Here is a 19,537-nt window from a genome sequence, read left to right as displayed (position 1 = left end):
GATGCAAGCCGTACAAGATGGAATAGGTACTGGGCGTGTCGCATGGCGAATACCGAATCGTCGGTTACCGTCCAATGTGTCGGGACAAGCCGATTGCGGTGAGTTCCTGAGGAAAGGACAAGCCGATGGGGGCAGTGCGCAAGGTGGCAAGCTACCTTGGCCTGGGCGGCATCGATCAGTACGACGACGCCTATGACGACGAGCAGTACGACGACGACGAGTTCGTTCCGGCTTCGGAGCGGGCTGCGAAGAGATGGCGAGCCAACGTGGAGCCGTCTCGGATCGTCATGGTGCAGCCGCTGAAGTACAACGACGCACCGATGATCGGGCAGCACTTCCGTGAGGGCCAGACGGTCATCATGGACGTCACCGGCATGCCGATGCCCGAGGCCACCCGCATGGTGGACTTCGCGGCGGGACTCGCCTACGGGTGTGAGGGTCGGATCGAGCGTATCGCCGATCGGGTGTTCCTGCTCGCTCCGGCGCACGTGGAGATCGAGAACACGTAGCGCTGGGCGGCGTCCCCCATTTCGGGTGCGCACGCTGGTCGTGGCCGGTCCTACCCCCAAGGCATACCGGCCGCTGCTGAGCGAATGCGCCCGCATGGGGTGAAGCACACCTGTGATCGAGCAGGCATGCCGTGAACCGGCGTGCCATCGGGGTGCGGGCGCATTCATGCCGGCGTGGCCACCAGGCCGCGCGGGCATATCGGCCGTCCCGCCGCCTACCGCCCACAGGCCACAGGCCCACGGGCCGCAGGCCATGGGCAGCCAGGGCGAAAAACCGAGCGAGCGAAGCCGAGGCCCGCCCCCCAAGGTTGGGCGGAGCCTGGCGAAAAGCTGCGGCGCCGCCGCCAAGCACGCAAGGTCGAGCCGAGCCAGAACCTAGAGGCAAGGCCGAGAGCCGCAGCCGGTTACGCCCAAGGTCGCGAAGCCAGCCCCAAAGCCAGTCCCAAAGCCAGCCCCGAGGCCAGCACTGAAGCCAGTGCCGCAGCCCCGAAGCCAACCAGCCAACGCCCGCTGCGCCGACGACCAACGCACCCGCGCTGCGTCACACCCGCCCAAGGCAACCGGCGATCAGCACACCCCAAAAGCCGACCCCCCGAACCCCGCACCCCTCAAGCCGCCCGAGGCCCCCGTCGCAACAACCGCGTGAGCTCGGTGGCGTCGGTCTCCGCCTGCTCGGCTCGGGCAGCCGACTCCCGCGCGTACTCGTGCAACGCCCACACCGCCCCTTCCGCCAACTCCCGCAACTCCCCGACACGAGTAGCCACGTAAGCGGCATCCACCGCGTCAGCCTGATGCCGACGCCACAGCAGATACCCGCCCGCACCGACCAAAGCAACGCCGGGAACAACGAGGAACACCGACGCCAAGATCCCGATCATGGTGAGCACCCCGAGCCCGAGCAGCAGGTACCCAGGCCAGGGAACGCCCCGCGGCGGCACGCCCTCGGCGACGATGCGGCGTTCGGCGTCGGCCATCGAGGTGTCGTCGGGCCCCTCGGGGCGCAGCACGATGCGATGGCCGAGTATCGGCACCGTCACCGTGGTGGGCGGCGGCTCCTGGGTGCCTGCGGCGAGCTCCTCGGCGACGGTGCGCAGGATCGGCGCGGCCACGTGCAGGGCGATGGCCGCCAGATGCGGATCAGCGCCGGGACGCAGGTCGTCGAGCAGGTGTCCGACGAGCGGCCCCATCGGGCCTTCGGGACCGCCGAGCCCGATGAGCGAGCGGAGTACGGCGAGCGGCTCGTCCTCGGCCCACGTGGTGGCCGGGGCGCCCGAGCTGTTGGCCAGCGGCGTGGAGGCGTCCTGGTCGGCCTGCTTGGCCGAGGTGATCTCGGTGCACCGGGCCCGCAACCGCGACAACCTGGCCGCCGACTGGGCGGGCCCGGCCAGTTCGGTGATCTCGGAGAGCTCGGGGAAGTCGACGAGCGAGCGCGGCACCACGACGGTCGGCTCACCGGGCGAAAGGGCGCGCAGCCACTCGCTGACGTCGGCCGCGTCGGGAATCGACAGGGCGTCGAGGCGGCGCAGTACGAAGATCTTGCCTGCCGGGCCGTAGGCGCCGCGGGCGGCGGCCAGCCAGAGGGAGCGCTGGCCGTGTGTCACGGGTCGGTCGAGGGACAGCTCGCCGAACGCGGTGCCCAGCCAGGAGGCGTGGATGCGCCCGCCGTGCCCGGCGACGGCCAGGGCCAGGCACAGGAACAGCGCCGTCGACTGCTGGTCGCGGTTGGCGGCCTTGGCGAGCGGCTCGATGGACTCCTCGCCCGACAGGATCGCGACGAGGGCCTGGACGGCGGGAGGCAGCCAGTAGCCCTCGTGATCGGCGAAGGCGGGAGTGGCTGGTGGCGCGGACCCATTGGCCGCCAGATGGGCCAGCAGCGCCTCGGCATAGCGATGTAGCTCCGTCGCGGCTTGGGGGCTCGCGGTCAGATCCGTGCTCAAGGCAGAGAACTCCCCGAAACTCGGCCGCAATTCAATGACCGCGCAAAGCCTAGCCTGTGGGCGCGCCAACCTTGGGGAGGCGCGCCCAATGGCGGACATGTCTACATGCGCTCGGGGACCGGGACCCCCAGGAGGTCCAGCCCGGTCTCCAGGACCCGGAGCGTCAGCGCGCAGAGGGCCAGGCGCGATGCCTTGGTCTGCTCGTCGACGCCGGGCTTGGCCACCGGGCACTCCTCGTAGAAGGTGCTGAACAGGCTGGCCGTCTCGAACAGGTACGCGCACAGGCGGTGCGGCTCGGCCAGCTCCGCCACCTGCTCGACCACCGAGCCGAACCCGAGCAGCTGCAGCCCGAGCGCACGTTCGGCGGGCTCGCCGAGCACGATCGTGCCGTCGGCCCGTGCCGGGTCGGCGTCCGCCTTGCGGAAGATCGAGCGGATCCGGGCCGTGGCGTACTGCATGTAGGGGCCGGTGTTGCCGGAGAAGGACAGCATGCGGTCGAAGTCGAAGATGTACTCGCTGTCGTGGCTGATCGACAGGTCGGCGTACTTCACCGCGCCCATGCCGACGGCGTGTGCGATCTCCTTCTTCATCGTCTCGTCGTAGCCCCGGCTGGCGATGCTCTCCTCGGCGCGCTCGACGGCCTCGTCGAGCAGGTCGGTCAGCTTGACCGACTCGCCCGACCGCGTCTTGAACCTGCGGCCGTCCTGGCCGAGCATCATGCCGATCTGGATGTGCTCGGCGCTGACCGTCTCCGGCAGCCATCCGGCCTGCTCGGCGGAGGCGAACACCATGCGGAAGTGCAGCGACTGGTCGGCGCCGACGACATAGAGGATGCGGTCGCTCTTGAGGTCGTCGACCCGGTGGCGGATGGCGGCCATGTCGGTCGTGGCGTAGCCGTAGCCGCCGTCGCTCTTACGGATGATCAGCGGGAGCGGCTTGTCGTCCGACCCGGTGAAACCGGGCGGGAACAGGCACAACGCCCCCTCGCTGCGTACGGCGACGCCCATGGCCTCCAGGTCGTCGCAGGTGCGCTCCAGCATCGGGTTGTACATGCTCTCACCGGCGATGTCGTCGTCGGTGAGCGTGACGCCGAGCATCGCGTAGACCTTGTTGAAGTAGCGGATGGTGGCGTCCATGAAGACGTGCCACAGCCGCATGGTCTCGGGGTCGCCGGACTGCAGGGTGGTGACCCGCTCGCGCGCCCTGCGCTTGAAGTCCTCGTCGCTGTCGAACTTGACCCTGGCCGCCTGGTAGTACTCGGTGCCCTGGCCGGCTTCGAGCTGGGCGACGGCGGCGTGCTCGCCGATGTCGAGCAGGTGCTCGATGAGCATGCCGAACGGCGTGCCCCAGTCGCCCAGGTGGTTCTGTCTGATGACGGTGTTGCCGAGGTGCTCGTGCGTGCGGGCGAGGGAGTCGCCGACGATCGTCGTGCGCAGGTGGCCGACGTGCATCTCCTTGGCCGCGTTGGGCGCGGAGTAGTCGATGACGACCGTCTGCGCGGGCGCGACGACGCCGACGCCGGCGCGCGGGTCGGCCAGGGCGCTCTGCACCTCGCCGGTGATCCAGGAGTCGGCGAGGGTGATGTTGAGGAAGCCGGGTCCGCTGACCTCGACCGTGCCGGGGAAGTCGCCCAGCTCGGCGGCGATGGCCTCCGCGACGTCCCGCGGCGCTCGTCGCAGTCGCTTGGCCAGGCTCATCGCGACGTTCGCCTGGAAGTCGGCGAACTGGGAGGGCCGGATCAGCGGGTCTGCGTCGGCGTACTCGGAACCGAACGCGGTGGCCAGCGCTTGCTGGACGCGCTCGGTGAGCACAATCTGCGGGTCGGTCATGCTCTAAGCCTACCGATGACGCGGACCGCGACGCTGATCGCCACGGCCGCCACGGCGGCGATGCCGAGCGCCACCAGATCGTTGCCGACGTCACCGGGCGACAGGGCGAAGAAGTCCCTGGCGAACGGCACGGCGAGCGCCCCCGCGAACAGCACGCCCATGGCCGCCACCAGTGCGACCCGCCACCACGTCAACGGCCTGGCGATGAGGAAGAGCACCCACCAGGTGGTCAGGAAGAGCGTGATGACGGCCGCCGTGCGATCGGCCTCTAGCGAGGAGGTGCCGTTGTGCGCCGCCCAGTACGAGGCCAGCACCGCGAACGCGCAGATCACCCCGGCGGGTACGGCGAAGCGCAGCACCCGGGGCACGAAGCCGGGCCTGGAACGCTCGTTGCTCGGCGCCAGCGCCAGGAAGAACGCGGGAATGCCGATCGTCAGCGCGTTGACCAGCGTCGAGTGCCTGGGCGCGAACGGGAAGGCCACGCCGATCACCCCGACCATGAGCGACAGCACGATCGCGTAGAAGGTCTTGGTGAGGAACAGGTTGGAGACCCGTTCGATATTGGCCAGCACCCTGCGCCCCTCGGCCACGACGTGCGGCAGCGAGGCGAACCTGTTGTCCAGCAGCACCACCTGCGCCACGGCCTTGGTGGCGGCGCTGCCCGCGCCCATGGCGACGCCCAGGTCGGCGTCCTTGAGGGCGAGCACGTCGTTGACGCCGTCGCCCGTCATCGCGACCGTGTGTCCTTTGGACTGCAGTGCGCCGACGAACGCGCGTTTCTGCTGGGGGGTGACCCGGCCGAACACGGTGTTGTTCTCCAGGGCGTCGGCCAGCTTGTCCGGATCGTCGATCGGCAGTGTGCGGGCGTCGACGGCGCGGTCGCCGCCGGGGATCTCCAGCTGGGTGGCGATGGCGGAGACGGCTTCGGGGTTGTCGCCCGAGATGACCTTGATGGTGACGCCCTGCTCGGCGAAGTAGCGCAGGGTCTCGTGCGCGTCGGGGCGTATGCGCTGCTTGAGCGTCACCAGGGCGGCGGCGGTGACGTCCACATCGCCGGTGCTGTCGAGGTCGGGCACCTTGGCCAGGGCGAGCACGCGTGCGCCGGTGGCGGCGAGGGCCGCGGCGCGTTCGTAGGCGTGGCCGCCCGGCTGCAGCAGGATGTCGGGGGCACCGAGCACCCAGGCGCCTTCGGGCCCGAAGTCGGCGCCGCTCCACTTGCGCGCGGAGGAGAACGGCACGCTCCTGGTGGCCCGCCACCCGGCCGGCATGGTGTCGTAGCGCACCTGGATGGCCTGGGCGGTGGCGTTGGGCCTGGGGTCGACGTTCGCGAGTGCGGCCAGGGCCTCGGCGACGGGCAGGTCGTCGCGCTCGGTCAGCACCTCGTCCAGGTCCATGCCGCCCGCAGTGAGCGTGCCGGTCTTGTCGACACACAGCACGTCGACCCTGGCCAGGCCCTCGATCGCGGCGAGCTCCTGCACCAGTGCCTTGCGCCTGCCGAGCCGTACGACGCCGACGGCGAAGGCGATGCTGGTCATCAGGACCAGCCCTTCGGGGATCATCGTGACGATACCGGCGACCGCGCCGGTGATGGCCTCGCCGAAGCCGACATCGAGCCGCATCTGGCTGAACATGAGCAGTGCGCCGATCGGGATGACCAGCCACGTGACGTACTTGATGAAGGAGGTGATGCCGTCGCGCAGTTCGGAGTGCACGAGGGCGAACTTGCTCGCCTCGTCGGCCAGCTTCACCGCGTAGGCGTCCCTGCCGATCTTCGTGGCGGTGAAGGCGCCCGAGCCCGCGACGCAGAAGCTGCCGGAGAGCACCTCGTCGCCCGGCTTCTTGTGCACGGCGTCGGCCTCGCCGGTGAGCAGCGACTCGTCGATCTCCAGCCCTTCGGCCGAGCCGACCTCGCCGTCGACCAGCAGCCGGTCGCCCGGGCCGAGCAGGACGAGGTCGCCCAGGACGATCTCGCGCGGGTGGATCTCCTGCTCACGTCCGTCGCGCACGACCTTGACCGGCGCCTCGTTGACGACGGCCAGCTTGTCCAGCGTGCGTTTGGCGCGCAGCTCCTGGATGATGCCGATCGCCGCGTTGAACACGATGACCAGTCCGAACAGGCCGTCCTGCCACTGCCCGAAGATCAGGATCAGCGCCCACAGCACGCCGATGACGGCATTGAACAGCGTGAACACATTGGACCTGACGATGGCCGACAGCGAGCGGCTCGACCGCCGGGGGGCGTCGTTGGTCCTGCCTGCCGCGACGAGCTCGGCCACCTGCGCAGAAGTCAGCCCGTCCACACGTTCCCCCCACCTTCGGTGTAGGGATCTCACATTACGTGATCAGTGCGGGGCGTCCCCGATCACCACAGCCGGTGCGGCCGATGCCCCGCCGACAGCCGTTCGCCGATGCGGTTGACGATGCCCCTGGCCGACACGGTCGCGGCCAGCTGGCAGGCCGCGCTGATGCTCCTGGCCCTGGAGTTGCCGTGCGCGATGACGACGGTCCCGTTGAGCCCGAGCAGTACGGCGCCGCCGTAGGCGTCGGAGTCGAGCCTGCCGTACAGCTCCTTGATACGGCCGCGCTGCATGAAGGCGCCGACGCGGGCGACCCTGCTGTCGCGCATGGTGTCCTTGAGCTCGCCGAAGGTGTAGCGGACGGCGCCTTCGAGCGTCTTCAGGGCGACGTTGCCGGTGAAGCCGTCGGTGACGATGACGTCGGCGGCGCCGGTGAGCAGGTCGTGGCCCTCGATGTTGCCGACGAAGTGGAGGCCGGAGGTCTGGCGGAGCAGCTCGTGTGCGCGTTTGGTGAGCTTGTCGCCCTTCTCCGGCTCGCTGCCGATGCTGAGCAGGGCGACGCGGGGGTCGTCGATGTCGTAGGCGAGTTCGGCGAACGCGGCGCCCAGATGGCCGAACTGGACGAGCATCTCCGGTTTGACCTCGGCGTTGGCCCCGGCGTCGAGCAGGACCGTGGGGTGCGGCGTGGTGGGCAGCGACACGGCGATGGCCGGTCTCAGCAGGCCCTGCTGGCCTTTGAGCCGCAGCCTGCCGGTCGCGACGAGGCCGCCGGTCGATCCGGCCGAGACCACGGCGCACGCGTCGCCTCGCCGTACCAGGTGGCAGGCGACGGCGATGCTGGAGCGGGGGCGGCGCAGGCTGGCGAGTGCGCCTTCGTCCATGGCCAGTGCCTCTTCGGCCCTGACGATGGGGATCTCCTTGGTGGCGTCGTGGTCGGCCAGCGCTTCGTACAGGACACGGGGTGAGCCGACGAGGACGACCGACAGGCCGCGCTCCCTGACCGCGTGCACCGCGCCCGCGACGATCTCGTTCGGCGCGTGGTCGCCGCCCATGGCGTCGAGGGCCACGGGCGCATGCGGTGCGGTCGTGTCCGGCAATCGGTCACCTCGTGCCTGGGTACGGTCGTGCGGGAAGTCTTTCCGCATCGTAGGCAAGGCGAGGGCCTGCTCGGACGCCGGGTCGGGAGGGTATGCCGGATTCGGCCCGGCGGTTCAGATTACGCCCGGCCGAGGGGTGGTCAGGCGAGGTTCCAGTCGGACAGGCCCTTGGAGACGATCACCTTGCCGAAGACGGCCCTGCCGGTGATGCGGATGAGCGGGCCGTCGCCGCCCGTTCCGCCCGACACCTGGCGCTTGGCGAACATCGCACTGCCCTCGTCGATCACGTGCGCGTTGTCGGGCACCCGGATGATGAGCTTGCCGAAGGAGGACGCGGCCTCGATGGTGATCTCGCGGCCGGGGAGCACGGCGTCGGACAGGTCGACGATGAGCGCGCCGAACCTGGCGCTGAGCGTGGTGTGGCGTGAGGCGATCCAGCGGCCCTTGCGCACGACCTTGCTGAAGACGGCGCTGACGTGCTGGCTCTCGACGCCCGCCGGTGCGCCGGACGTGGTGACGGCGGGCAGGTCGCGGGTGATGGGCTGCAGCTGGCCCATCGTGGTGGCGGAGTAGACGGCTTCGAGGCGGTCGGCGTGTTCGAGGCTGGTGAGCCTGCCGCTGGCCAGAGCCTCGCCGAGCACGGCGGCGACCTGGTCGCGGTCGGCGTCCGAGGCGCGCAGGATGGGGTCTTCGGCAGTCATGGTGGTCGCCTTCGTCGCTCGGGAAGCCCGTGTTTTCCGGCCTTCCTCCACGATAACGCGATATGTCGCGAGTTTCCACAGCGCACTGGAAGCTTTGCCCTCAGGGGAACCAGAAGTATGGCCGGTAGCGTCCGGGTATAAGAGCCCTAGACGCACGACAGGGTCAACAGGTTTACCTCCGGACGAACAAAAAGACGGGAAACGCCTAGTGATCTTGAATCAAGAAGGAACACGACGCTTCACGGCCTACACGTCCAAGCACCTCGACGAGCTCCTGACCCGAGCGGGACTCGACGAGGACGAACGTCTTCGGGTACGCGCCGTCGCCACGGTGCTGCCCTTTCGCACCAACGCCTACGTCGTGGACGAGCTCATCGACTGGGCGGCCGCGCCGGACGATCCCATCTACCGGCTGGTCTTCCCGCAGGCCGACATGCTGCCGCGCGCCGACGTGGACCGGCTGTCGGACCTGCTGCGCTCCCAGGCGCCCAACGCCGAGCTGCAGGAGGCGGCCCGGCAGATACGACTGAAACTCAATCCGCATCCCGCGGGGCAGCTCGACCTCAACGTGCCCCGCATCGGCCGCGAGCCCGTGCCGGGGATGCAGCACAAGTACCCGGAGACCGTGCTGTTCTTCCCCAAGCAGGGGCAGACCTGTCACGCCTACTGCACCTACTGCTTCCGCTGGGCGCAGTTCGTCGGGGACGCCGACCTCAAGTTCGCATCCAGCGACGTCGACCAGCTCGTCGCCTATCTGCGCGACCATCCGAGCGTCACGAGCGTGCTGCTCACCGGCGGCGATCCCATGATCATGGGGGAGGGCGTGCTCAGGAGATACGTGGAGCCGCTGCTGGAGATCGAGCAGCTGGAGTCGATCCGCATCGGCACCAAGTCGCTGGCCTACTGGCCGCAGCGCTTCACCACCGATCCGGACGCCGACGAGACGCTGCAGCTGTTCGAGCAGGTCGTGGCTGCGGGCAAGAACCTCGCGTTCATGGCCCACTTCTCCCACACCCGGGAGTTGGAGTCGCCGCTGCTGGACTCGGCCGTCTCGCGCATCCTCGGCACGGGGGCCACGATTCGCACGCAGGCGCCGCTGATCAGGTCGATCAACGACGATCCCGGGATCTGGCGGGAGATGTGGCGTCGTCAGCATGCGATGGGCATGATCCCGTACTACATGTTCGTCGAGCGCGACACCGGGCCGCAGGACTACTTCGCGGTGCCGCTCGCCAGGGCGTACGAGATCTTCCGCGACGCGTATGCCGGTGTGTCGGGACTGTGCAGGACCGTACGGGGGCCCTCCATGTCGGCGACGCCGGGGAAGGTGTGCGTCGACGGCATCACCGAGATCGCCGGGCAGCGCGTTTTCGTTCTTCATCTCATTCAGTCCCGCGACCCTTCTCTCGTCGGCAGGCCGTTCTTCGCCCGATACGACCCTCGGGCCGCCTGGCTCAGCGATCTGCGGCCCGCATTCGCCGACCGCTTTCCGTTCGAACCGGCGGCCAGGGATACCCGTTTGTCCGCGTGATGATCGCGTGAACGTCGTGTGATGTTCGCCTGAGCAGTCAAGCCGGTATCTCGCAAGCGGAAAATCTGAACCCCCGGCCCGGGACGTTTATTTTCCCGTGCCTTGTCCTCGGGCCGGGCGGTTCCTTGATCATTGTGTTGGGTGACGTCTGCGGAATATCCGGATTGGCCGCCGGGTTTCGCATCGTCATTTCCGGATTTGTCGCCCGGGGGTTTCTTGATCGTTTTGTCGCCCGTCTGGGGCTCCAACCCCTTGCCCGCCGGGGTTTCCGGCGCGGGGAGCCCCGTTGAGGTGGTGATACAAATGCGTCAGTAGCTCAGCCGGACGGCGCGGTCGGTGTGGTGCCCACAGCGTGCTTCCGGCTTTCGGGGGTCTTTGATTCGCGTTTTCACTGACCAATTCAGGAATGCGAATCGATTACGAGCCGGGAAGGCAATCATGAATCGAGTGCTCAAGGCGGCTGTCGCCGTCGTAACTTTCGGGCTGGCCGCGGCGGTCGCCGCCGCACCGGCCCAGGCGCAGGACACCGGCGATGTCGCCGGCACGATGACCAAGGGGACCGACCCGATCAGCGGACTGCTGGAGGGTCTGCTGGGCGGCCTGCTCGGGGGCAACGGCGGTAGCCCGCTCGACTCCCTGACCGGCGCGCTCGGCGGCGGCCCGCTCGGCTCGCTCACCGGGTCGCTCGGAGAGACGCTCGGCGGAGCCAAGGGCGGCCCGCTCGCCGGTGTCACCGGAGCGCTTTCCGGTGACACGCTCGGCGGTGTGACCAAGGCGCTGCCCGGTGACGCGCTCGCGCCCCTCACCAAGGCACTGCCGGGCGACGCGCTCGGCGCGGTCGCCGCGGCGCTGCCCTCGGGCTCGCGCCTGGAGCCCATGTCCAGCCCGGAGCCGTCGCTCGACGTGCTCAGGGCTGCGCAGGGCCTCACGGCTCCGCTGCTCAACGGCCAGGACGTGCTGGCAGCGGTCACCACCCAGGCCACGGGCGCCGACACCGTCGGCGGTCTGCTGAGGAGCGTCGACGAGATCGTCGCCGGAATCCTCGGCGTCTCGCTGGAGAAGCTGGCCGGGGGCTCGCTCCCGCTGGAGGGCCCGGTCGCCGACCTGGTCACCGGTCTGGAGAACACCGTCGACACCATCGGCGTCTCGGTCAAGAACGCCACCGCGGGCCTGCCCGCCGTGGCCGCCGACGCCGACGCCGTCAGCGAGGTCACCGAGACCGTCAAGCGCGCCGTGCCCCAGGCAGGCTCGCCCGAGCTGGCGCCGGTCATCGGCGTGGTCACCCCCGTCGAGGCGGCGCCGCTGGTCGACACGCTCCCCAGCGTGGTCGACACGGCGTCCATCGACGAGATCGCCCCGCTCGTCGACGCCGCCACCGCGGTCGTCGAGTCCAACACCTCGAAGGCCGCCACCACCGTCAAGGAGACCCTCACCTCTCTGTCGGAAACCACCACGGCCGTCACCGGTCTCGCGACCAAGCACTAGGACGCGTCGCCTGGGCCCGATCTCGGCCCGGACGCTCCGAGCGATTCCGAGAGGCTCGGAGCACCGCACGCAGATCGCAGAACGCTCATCCCCTTCAGAGCACTGATTCAGTTCCGTGCGCTTCTGGGCGATCGCTGGAAGGGCGATCGTCTGGAAGGGCGTATGTCAGGTCGTCAGGTGGTGCAAATGGCCAGGTGGCGAGGTCGCCTGGTGGTCGGGTCGCCTGGTGGTTGTGTGTTGGGTGTGTGAGGCGGCGGCGGGTCGAAGGAGCCAGGGGTCGGGACCGAGGTCTCCCGTCTTCTGCTCCTCAGGCCGGCCCAAGCCGGACAGGCCCGACGGCTCTCCCCGAGCGTTGTGCCAGGCGCGTACGGCTCGACCGGGATGTCGACTCCCGGCCCCCACAGCCGTGCTCCGCCCGGCACGACAGGCCGAAGGCCCAACGCCTTCAGGGCGTACGGCCGAGGCCATGCCGGTAGGTGATGGCGTCCCACGACGGACGTCACAGGAGATCGGCTGGGCGACCATCCGCCCGGCCGGGCGCAGGCGATGGAACCTGCTGTCCGGCCGTACGGCTCAGCCTTCGAGATCGGCAACGGATGAAGTGATCGGCTGACGCCCGGTCGTGTGGTGGGAACGCAGGTCAGGTGCCGACCGGTCGCCTCCCACTTCCGACCACCGCACGCGTGGACGCACGTAGCGGCCCGGCACACCCCCACATTCCTCCGCGTTTCATCCCAAGAGCGGGCCAGACTCCTGGCCCGCTCTTTGGCGTTGCGGGTGCTGTTGTCCCGGCCTGGCCTTTCGCTTCGGGGCGGGGCCGAAGGCGTTTCGGGGTACGCCAGGAGAGTGCCCATCGGAGTGGGACGTGTGACCGGCGAACTGGGAAGTAGCCAACGGACGCGTCGGGCATGCCCGACGTAGCGGCGGGGAGCGGAGTCCTGCTGGAGTATGCGTGATGGACGGAGGGGGGCGGCGGACCACGGTGGCCTTCCGGCGGCGCGAGCCGTACCGGACCGGCCCCCCGGTGAGGGTCAGGGGATGCGGAGGCCGGTGCGGCGGGCTATCTGGGCCTGGAGCCTGGCCATCTGCCAGTGCAGATCGATGAGCTGCTCGGCCAACTGGGCCCGAGGGACCTCGGCCGGGTCCTCGATGGCCAGGTGGTCGATAGCGGTCGACAGGTCGTGCATCGGCTGCCTCCACTCCATCACGTACCGTGGATCGAATCAACGTTCGAATCCTATCCGAACGCGGACCCCGCTGTCAGGCCGATACGCCTCACGGCCCTCCTAGCTTTCGTACACAGGTGCGATAAACCCGCGAGCCAGCGTGTTCGCCGTGATGGTGAACCCCGCCACCGCAGCAGGCGAGTCACCCGAAACGCCGATGCTGGCCACCCCCAGCGCATGAACCGCGAACAGGTACCGATGCGCAAACCCCGGAGGCGGCGCCGCACCCCCATACCCGTGCTCGCCGAAGTCGTTGCGCCCATGCACCCCACCGTCCGGTACGGCGACGCCATACCCTCTGGGCAGCTCGACGGTGTCGGCCGGCAGGTCCCACAGCAGCCAGTGCCAGAAGCCGCTCGTGGTCGGAGCGTCCGGGTCGAAGCACGTGACCGCATAGCTGAGCGTCCCCTCGGGCGCTCCCGACCAGCGCAGATGTGGGCTGAGGTTCTGCCCCGTCACGCCCCACCCGTTGTACACATGGGCCTCGGGCAGGCTCTCACCGTCCCGCACGTCGTCACTCTCGACGACCAGTGCCGGGACCTGGGGGAGGAAGTCATAGGGGATCGGCGGGCGCTGGGACACGGGTTCACCTCATGGATGTCGCGGCTCGGACAGTCATTCGTCGCCCACCATCATGCAGCGATCCGGGCCAGGACGGGGGAGGAAGCCGAGGCCGAGCCGGACATGTGAGAGGCACGCGCTCCGGGACTCGCGCACCGGCAGGTACAGGCCCAGAAGGAGGCTGATGGCAGGAATGCGTGGCCTCCGAGCAAGCACAGACCTCAGAAAAGCCCCACCCCTGGCCCAAGCCCTCCAACCCGAGAAAGGCCCACCCCTGGCACCCCCTAGCCTCCGGAAGGCCCAATCCCGGGAAGCCTCAGGAAGCCTCAGCCCCTGAACCTAGCCCTAAGAAGCCGAGCCAGCCCCAAGAAGCCGAGCCAGCCCCAAGAAGCCGAGCCAGCCCCAAGAACCCGAGCCAGCCCCCAACCCCCGGCTACCCCTTGTTGTAAGCCGCGATGACCGTCTCCGGGTCGCCATCCATCTTGATCTTGCCCTTGTGGAGCCAGATCACCCGGTTGCATGTCTCCTCGATGACCTTGTTGTCGTGGGCGACGAGGAAGACGGTGCCGGCCTGGTCGCGCATCTGCTTGATGCGTTCCTGGCTCTTGCGGCGGAATTCGCGGTCGCCGGTGGCGAGGGCCTCGTCGATGAGGAGGACCTCGTGTGCCTTGGCCGAGGCGATGGCGAAGCGCAGGCGGGCGCCCATGCCGGAAGAGTACGTGGACATGGGCAGCTGGACGAAGTCCTCGATGCCGGAGAAGTCGACGATGTCGTCGTACTTGGCGCGGACCTGGGTGGGGGTCATGCCCATGGCGTAGCAGCCGAGGATGATGTTGCGTTCGCCGGTCAGGTCGCGCATGAGGGCGGCGTTGACGCCGAGCAGCGACGGCTGGGAGTCGGTGTAGACGGCTCCCTGGTGCGGCGGGAGCAGGCCGGCGATGGCGCGTAGCAGGGTGGACTTGCCCGAGCCGTTGCGCCCGATGATGCCGATCGCGTCGCCGTGGTAGGCCACGAAGGAGACGCCCTTGACGGCGTGCACCTCCTTCATCTGCGGCCTGCCCTGGCGCTTGAGCATCCGCATGAGCGCGTTGGCCGCGTTGCCCTTCTCCGCGTCGGTGGCCGCGCCGTAGACGCGGTAGACGATGTGGAGGTCGTCGACGACGACGGTGGGGGTTCCGGTGCGGTCGTTGGCGGACTTCTGCGGATTGGGGAAAACCCGGACGTCCTTTGCGGGGGCGCCGTGCTCCTCGGCCTTCACCTGCGACAGCTCCTCGGTCAACTCAGCCACGGCCGTACCTCTCCTCGGCCCGCCAGAAGTACCAGAAGCCGAAAAGGAGGGCGAACACTGCCCAGAATACGCAGCTCATCCACACCCACGGCCGGGGGCTGTGCGACTCGATGAGAATGTCGCGCATGAACTCGATGTAGGAGGCCGCCGGATTGAGGTACATGACGTCGGCCACCCACTGCGGCAGGCCCGCCGAGCCGACCACCTTCTCCTGGATGGAGAAGAAGACACCGGAGGCGTAGAGCCAGGTGCGCATGATGAACGGCAGGAGCTGGTTCATGTCGCGCATGGTGGAGCCGGCCCTGGCCATGACGAGGCTGGCGCCGATGTTGAACATCGTCTGCATCAGCAGCACGACCGGGATGAGCAGCCAGAGCAGGGTGATCGGCTCGCCGGTGATGAGCACGATGACGACGAGCACGCCCATCGAGATGGCCAGCTGCTGCAGCTCCTGGATGGTGTAGGCCAGGGGGAGCGAGGCGCGCGGGAAGTGCAGTGCCCTGATCAGCGACAGGTTGCCGGAGATCGACTTGGCGCCTGCGGTGACCGAGCGCTGGGTGTAGGTGAAGATGAACATCCCGGTGATGAGGAAGGCCGGGTAGTTCTCGATGTTGCCCTTGCCCCCGAGGATGAGGCCGAACATCACGAAGTAGATGGCAGCGTTGAGCAGGGGGGTGAGGACCTGCCAGAGCTGACCGAGTGCCGAGTTGCTGTACTTCGAGACGTTGCGCGAGGTGGCGTAGGTCAGGATGAAGTGCCGACGTTCCCACAACTGGCGCAGGTAGACGTGAAACCTCGGGCGTGCGATGGCACGCCGAAGACCGTGACGCTCGGCGAGCTTGGCCAGCGGCTCCTGCCCGCTTGGGCCGCCCGCCTGGGCGTCCGCTACGGCGGATTCCGGCTGGCTCATGGCATGGACTCTATTAGATGAAGGTGGATGTGCTGCCTAGCGCGGCGGTGGGCCGCGGACACTTGGACGCGATCTTCGGCTCGGAGGTTCCCAAGGAACCGTCAAGACTCGGTCAACCGTAGCCCACCGTGGCCGAGATGGCGTGAGCACTGTCCAAGCAGGGGTATTTTTACTCAACCGTTCAGGCCGCGTACGTACCTTGTTGTTCCCTTTGTCCACTAGTGGGGTTTTGTGGACAAGCGACAAGTATGCGTATGACGCCCGAAGGGCGCTTGTGTGACCGAACTGCAACGCGCCAGAGACTCCCTGGTGGCAAGTAGTGAGGGATAGTCGCGATCGACTGGCAGGGCGTCAGCTGGTTTGACCAGGTCAGCCAAAACCGGGGGAATACAAGGACCTCCGTCAGGCTGCAAAAAGGTTGTTAGCAGCTCAGCGCTTACGCCCACCTGTAGAGGGAGGAAATTCTCACAATGCGTGTTACTAAGGGCGCACAGATCGTCGCCGGTACCGCGCTGCTGGCCCTCGCGGTTGCCGCGTGTGGCGGCGGTGCATCGACCGATGGCACCAGCGGCACGGGCGACGGCGCTGCCGACAAGCCTGTCAGGATGGAGCTCGGCGAGCCCCAGAACCTGCTCGTCTCCACCAACACCACCGAGTCCGAGGGCTCCGAGGTGCTGGCCGCCGTCTTCGCTCCTCTCGTCAGCTACAACGAGAACAAGGAAGCGATCGAGGACGCCGCGGAGTCGATCACCAGCGACGACCAGAAGGTCTGGACGGTCAAGCTCAAGCCGGGCTACACCTGGCACAACGGCGAGCCCGTCATCGCGCAGAACTACGTCGACGCCTGGAACTACGCGGCCAACCAGGAGAACGCCCAGGGCGCGGGCTACTTCTTCTCCCGCGTCGAGGGCTACGCCGACCTGAACCCGGGCGAGGGCAAGGCCGTCGCGACCAAGGAGATGTCGGGCCTCAAGGCCGTCGACGACACCACCCTCCAGGTCACGTTGACGGCTCCGTTCTCGCAGTTCAAGGTCACCCTTGGCTACACCGCTTTCTACCCGCTCCCGAAGGCGGCCTTCGGCCCCGACGGCAAGGTCACCCAGGCGTTCGGCGAGCAGCCGATCGGCCAGGGCCTGTTCAAGCTGGACAAGCCCTACAAGAAGGGCACCGACACGTCGATCGACCTGACGGTCTACGACAAGTACCCCGGTGAGAAGCCCAAGGGCTGGACCAAGCTCCAGTTCAAGCTGTACAACAGCGCCGAGACGGCCTACAACGACCTGCGCGGCAACAACATCGACATCGATGACTCGCTGCCGGCCTCGGCCATCGCCTCCGCCAAGACCGAGCTCGGCGACCGCTACCAGGACCAGCCTGACGCCGGTATCGGCTACATCGGCTTCCCGCTGAAGTACAACCCCGAGTACAAGGACGAGCGCGTCCGCCAGGCCATCTCGATGGCCATCGACAGGAAGACCATCGCCGACACGGTCTTCTCCGGCACCCGCTCGCCCGCCGACGACTTCGTCAACCCGGCCATCGCGGGCTACCGCCAGGGCTCCTGCGCGGCCTGCACCTACGACCCGGCCAAGGCGAAGGAGCTCTACGCCACCGCCGGCGGCCCGAAGAAGCTCGAGCTCGGCTACAACGCCGACGGCGGCCACAAGGAGTGGATCGAGGCCGTCGCCAACAACCTGCGCGCCAACCTGGGCGTCGAGGTCGAGGCCAAGCCGTTCGAGAAGTTCGCGGCCATCCTCGACGACCTGGACGCCAAGAAGTACGCGGGCATGTTCCGTATGGGCTGGGCGATCGACTACCCGTCCGCCGAGAACTACCTCTCGCCGATCTTCTCGACCGGCGCGGCCGTCACCGGCTCCAACTACGCCGGGTACTCCAACAAGGAGTTCGACGACCTGATCGGCAAGGGCGACCAGGCCGCCACCGCCGACGAGGGCCTCAAGTTCTACCAGCAGGCCGTCGACATCCTCACGAAGGAAATGCCCTACGTCCCGGTGTACTTCTACCGGAACAACTCTGGGTACTCCACCAATGTGAAGAACGTGAAGATCAACCTGCTCAACCAGGTCGAATGGGCTCAGGTCGAGAAGGCCTAACGTCGATGCCTGGGACGGGCGGGGGACCGCCCGTCCCATGATGGCCCGCCGTGAAGGCAGTCACTTGGCGCCGCGCAACACGGGGTTCCGAGTGACTGCCTTCAGGCATGTACGGGAGGCTTGAATGGGCCGTTACGTTGTCAGGCGCCTAATCCAGGCGATACCTGTCCTTTTGGGTGCAACCCTGCTGATCTTCGCCATCGTCTTCGCGCTGCCCGGTGACCCCATCGCGGCGCTGGCGGGCGAGAAGCGGCAGGACCCGGATGTCGTGAACATCCTCAGGGAGCAATACCACCTCAACGATCCGCTGCTCCTGCAGTACTGGTACTACATCAGCGGCGTCTTCTTCCGCGGTGACTTCGGCACCACCTTCGCGCAGGTGCCCGTCTCGCAGATCATGGCAGGCAAGTTCCAGGTCACGCTGAATCTTGCGCTAACTGCTCTCATTCTCGAAGCGATCATCGGCGTCGGCCTCGGTCTGTGGGCGGCGCTGCGACGCGGTAAGTTCAGCGACACCGCGATCCTCGCCTCGACGCTCGTCCTCATCTCGGTCCCGACCCTGGTCAGCGGTTTCGTCCTGCAGTTGTATCTGGGCGTGGAGCTGAAGAAGTGGCTCGGCGTGGAGATCTTCCCGATCTCCGGCATCGACGCCGGCTGGGTGAGCTATCTGCTGCCCGGATTCGTCCTCGCGGGCACGTCGATCGCCTATCTGACCCGGCTCACCAGAACGAGTCTCGTGGAGACGCTGAGAGCCGACTACGTCCGCACGGCGACGGCCAAGGGACTGTCCAGACGCAGAGTCGTGGGCAGACACGGATTGCGCAACGCGCTGATCCCGCTCATCACCTATCTGGGCGCCGACCTCGGTGCTCTCATGGGCGGCGCGGTCATCACCGAATCGATCTTCAACCTGCCGGGCATCGGCAACCAGTTGTTCGAATCCGTTCGGCTGCGTGAGCAACCTATCGTCGTAGGCATCGTGACCATCCTGGTCCTGGTCTACATCCTGGCCAACCTGGTCGTCGACCTGCTGTACGCCGTGCTCGACCCGAGGATCCGCTATGAGTGACATCAGGCCGCTGGGCCCCACACATCCGGAGACCGAGGATTCCGTCGGCCTGCCGCTTCTGACCCCCGAGGGCACCCCAGCGCCTCCGGCCGGTCCCACGAAGCGCAAGAAGGAGAAGGCGCCCGCCAGCCTCTGGACGGACGCCTGGTACGACCTCCGGCGCAGGCCGCTGTTCATCGTCTCGGCCGCCATCATCTTCTTCCTGCTGGTGATGGCGATCTGGCCGTCGCTGTTCGGCTCGGTCGACCCGTTCGACGCCAAGACGTGCGAGCTGTCGACCGCCCGTCAGGGACCCAGCAACGGGCACCCGTTCGGCCGCGACAACCTGGGCTGCGACGTCTACGCCCGCACCCTGTACGGCGCCGCGAACTCCATCATCATCGGCATCTCGACCACGGTGCTGACGGCGATCGTCGGCGGGTTCCTCGGACTGGTCGCGGGCTTCCGCGGCGGTGCGATCGACTCGACGCTCTCGCGGGTGACCGAGGTCTTCTTCGCGATCCCCGCCATCCTGGGCGCCCTGCTGATCATGGCCACCTTCCGCACCGGCAACGTGTGGACGGTCGTGCTCGCGCTGGCCGTACTGGCCTGGCCGATGACCTTCCGCATCATGCGGGCCGCGGTCATCACGGCCAAGAGTCAGGACTTCGTGGTGGCGGCCAGAGCCCTGGGTGCGAGCAACACGCGAATCATGTTCAGGCACCTGCTGCCCAACGCGCTCGCTCCGGTGATCGTGGTGGCGACCATCAACCTGGGCGGGTTCATCGCGGCCGAGGCCGCGCTGTCCTTCCTCGGTGTCGGCATCCAGTCGCCCGACATCTCGTGGGGCATGATGATCGCCGATGCGCGGAGCAGGTTCCTCGAGGCGCCGCTGCCGTTGTTCTTCCCGGCGCTCTTCCTGAGCATCACCATTCTCGCGTTCATCATGCTCGGCGACGCCGTACGCGACGCGCTCGACCCGAAGCTCAGGTAGAAGGGGGTCT

15 protein-coding genes are annotated in these 19,537 nt (G+C 67.9%); 6 read left to right on the top strand and 9 right to left on the bottom strand.

All coding sequences use genetic code 11. The annotated features are described in order from the left end of the window. The first annotated feature begins 125 nt into the window (after nucleotides 1-125). A complete protein-coding gene (locus ACTWNK_RS39920; protein WP_474310127.1) occupies nucleotides 126-509 on the top strand; it encodes a cell division protein SepF in 384 nt (127 codons plus the stop codon). A gap of 608 nt (nucleotides 510-1,117) precedes the next feature. Here the strand turns inward: ACTWNK_RS39920 and ACTWNK_RS39915 are convergent. The 5 genes from ACTWNK_RS39915 to ACTWNK_RS39895 all read right to left on the bottom strand — a co-directional run bounded on the left by ACTWNK_RS39915 (nucleotide 1,118) and on the right by ACTWNK_RS39895 (nucleotide 8,370). Continuing rightward, nucleotides 1,118-2,446 carry a hypothetical protein gene (locus ACTWNK_RS39915; protein ID WP_474310126.1) on the bottom strand — a complete coding sequence of 443 codons (1,329 nt, stop codon included), beginning with the start codon at nucleotides 2,444-2,446 and terminating at the stop codon, nucleotides 1,118-1,120. Between the two features lie 101 nt (nucleotides 2,447-2,547). Continuing rightward, nucleotides 2,548-4,275: an arginine--tRNA ligase gene (gene argS, locus ACTWNK_RS39910; protein ID WP_474310125.1), complete on the bottom strand. Its 1,728-nt coding sequence runs from the start codon at nucleotides 4,273-4,275 to the stop codon at nucleotides 2,548-2,550. Continuing rightward, nucleotides 4,272-6,575, bottom strand: a complete 2,304-nt coding sequence (locus ACTWNK_RS39905; protein WP_474310124.1) for an HAD-IC family P-type ATPase — start codon at nucleotides 6,573-6,575, stop codon at nucleotides 4,272-4,274. The genes argS and ACTWNK_RS39905 overlap by 4 nt, the downstream gene beginning before the upstream one ends. A 62-nt stretch (nucleotides 6,576-6,637) precedes the next feature. Next, nucleotides 6,638-7,669, bottom strand: a complete 1,032-nt coding sequence (plsX, locus tag ACTWNK_RS39900; protein ID WP_474310123.1) for a phosphate acyltransferase PlsX — start codon at nucleotides 7,667-7,669, stop codon at nucleotides 6,638-6,640. 140 nt (nucleotides 7,670-7,809) lie between these two features. Next, nucleotides 7,810-8,370, bottom strand: a complete 561-nt coding sequence (locus ACTWNK_RS39895) for a DUF1707 SHOCT-like domain-containing protein (protein WP_474310122.1) — start codon at nucleotides 8,368-8,370, stop codon at nucleotides 7,810-7,812. 208 nt (nucleotides 8,371-8,578) lie between these two features. On the opposite strand from ACTWNK_RS39895, the gene ACTWNK_RS39890 reads away from it, so the two are divergent. Together ACTWNK_RS39890 and ACTWNK_RS39885 are read left to right on the top strand one after the other, a co-directional pair. Continuing rightward, a complete protein-coding gene (locus ACTWNK_RS39890; RefSeq protein ID WP_474310121.1) occupies nucleotides 8,579-9,901 on the top strand; it encodes a KamA family radical SAM protein in 1,323 nt (440 codons plus the stop codon). Between the two features lie 438 nt (nucleotides 9,902-10,339). After that, the gene (locus tag ACTWNK_RS39885) at nucleotides 10,340-11,386 is read left to right on the top strand and encodes a hypothetical protein (protein ID WP_474310120.1); all 1,047 of its coding nucleotides are present in this window, start codon (nucleotides 10,340-10,342) and stop codon (nucleotides 11,384-11,386) included. A gap of 1,031 nt (nucleotides 11,387-12,417) precedes the next feature. On the opposite strand, the gene ACTWNK_RS39880 is transcribed toward ACTWNK_RS39885, so the two are convergent. From ACTWNK_RS39880 to ACTWNK_RS39865, 4 genes are all read right to left on the bottom strand, one after another. Beyond that, entirely contained in the window at nucleotides 12,418-12,573 is a 156-nt protein-coding gene (locus ACTWNK_RS39880; RefSeq protein ID WP_474310118.1) for a hypothetical protein, read from the bottom strand. A 99-nt stretch (nucleotides 12,574-12,672) separates the two neighbouring features. Beyond that, a complete protein-coding gene (locus tag ACTWNK_RS39875) occupies nucleotides 12,673-13,194 on the bottom strand; it encodes a YbhB/YbcL family Raf kinase inhibitor-like protein (RefSeq protein WP_474310117.1) in 522 nt (173 codons plus the stop codon). Between the two features lie 412 nt (nucleotides 13,195-13,606). After that, complete coding sequence (locus ACTWNK_RS39870) at nucleotides 13,607-14,461, bottom strand: ABC transporter ATP-binding protein (RefSeq protein WP_474310116.1); 855 nt, start codon at nucleotides 14,459-14,461, stop codon at nucleotides 13,607-13,609. Next, complete coding sequence (locus tag ACTWNK_RS39865; RefSeq protein WP_474310115.1) at nucleotides 14,454-15,371, bottom strand: ABC transporter permease; 918 nt, start codon at nucleotides 15,369-15,371, stop codon at nucleotides 14,454-14,456. The genes ACTWNK_RS39870 and ACTWNK_RS39865 overlap by 8 nt, the downstream gene beginning before the upstream one ends. Before the next feature lie 470 nt (nucleotides 15,372-15,841). Here ACTWNK_RS39865 and ACTWNK_RS39860 point away from each other — a divergent pair, with 470 nt between their 5' ends. The 3 genes from ACTWNK_RS39860 (at nucleotide 15,842) to ACTWNK_RS39850 (ending at nucleotide 19,527) form a co-directional block, all read left to right on the top strand. Continuing rightward, entirely contained in the window at nucleotides 15,842-17,485 is a 1,644-nt protein-coding gene (locus ACTWNK_RS39860; protein WP_474310114.1) for a peptide ABC transporter substrate-binding protein, read from the top strand. A gap of 124 nt (nucleotides 17,486-17,609) precedes the next feature. Further along, the gene (locus ACTWNK_RS39855) at nucleotides 17,610-18,554 is read left to right on the top strand and encodes an ABC transporter permease (RefSeq protein WP_474310113.1); all 945 of its coding nucleotides are present in this window, start codon (nucleotides 17,610-17,612) and stop codon (nucleotides 18,552-18,554) included. Beyond that, entirely contained in the window at nucleotides 18,547-19,527 is a 981-nt protein-coding gene (locus tag ACTWNK_RS39850) for an ABC transporter permease (RefSeq protein WP_474310112.1), read from the top strand. The genes ACTWNK_RS39855 and ACTWNK_RS39850 overlap by 8 nt, the downstream gene beginning before the upstream one ends. The last annotated feature ends 10 nt before the right edge of the window (nucleotides 19,528-19,537 follow it).

Source organism: Nonomuraea sp. IBHARD001, from assembly GCF_056106265.1.
Note: the sequence above shows the minus strand (reverse complement) of the source record. Positions and strands in the feature narration are given on the sequence as shown.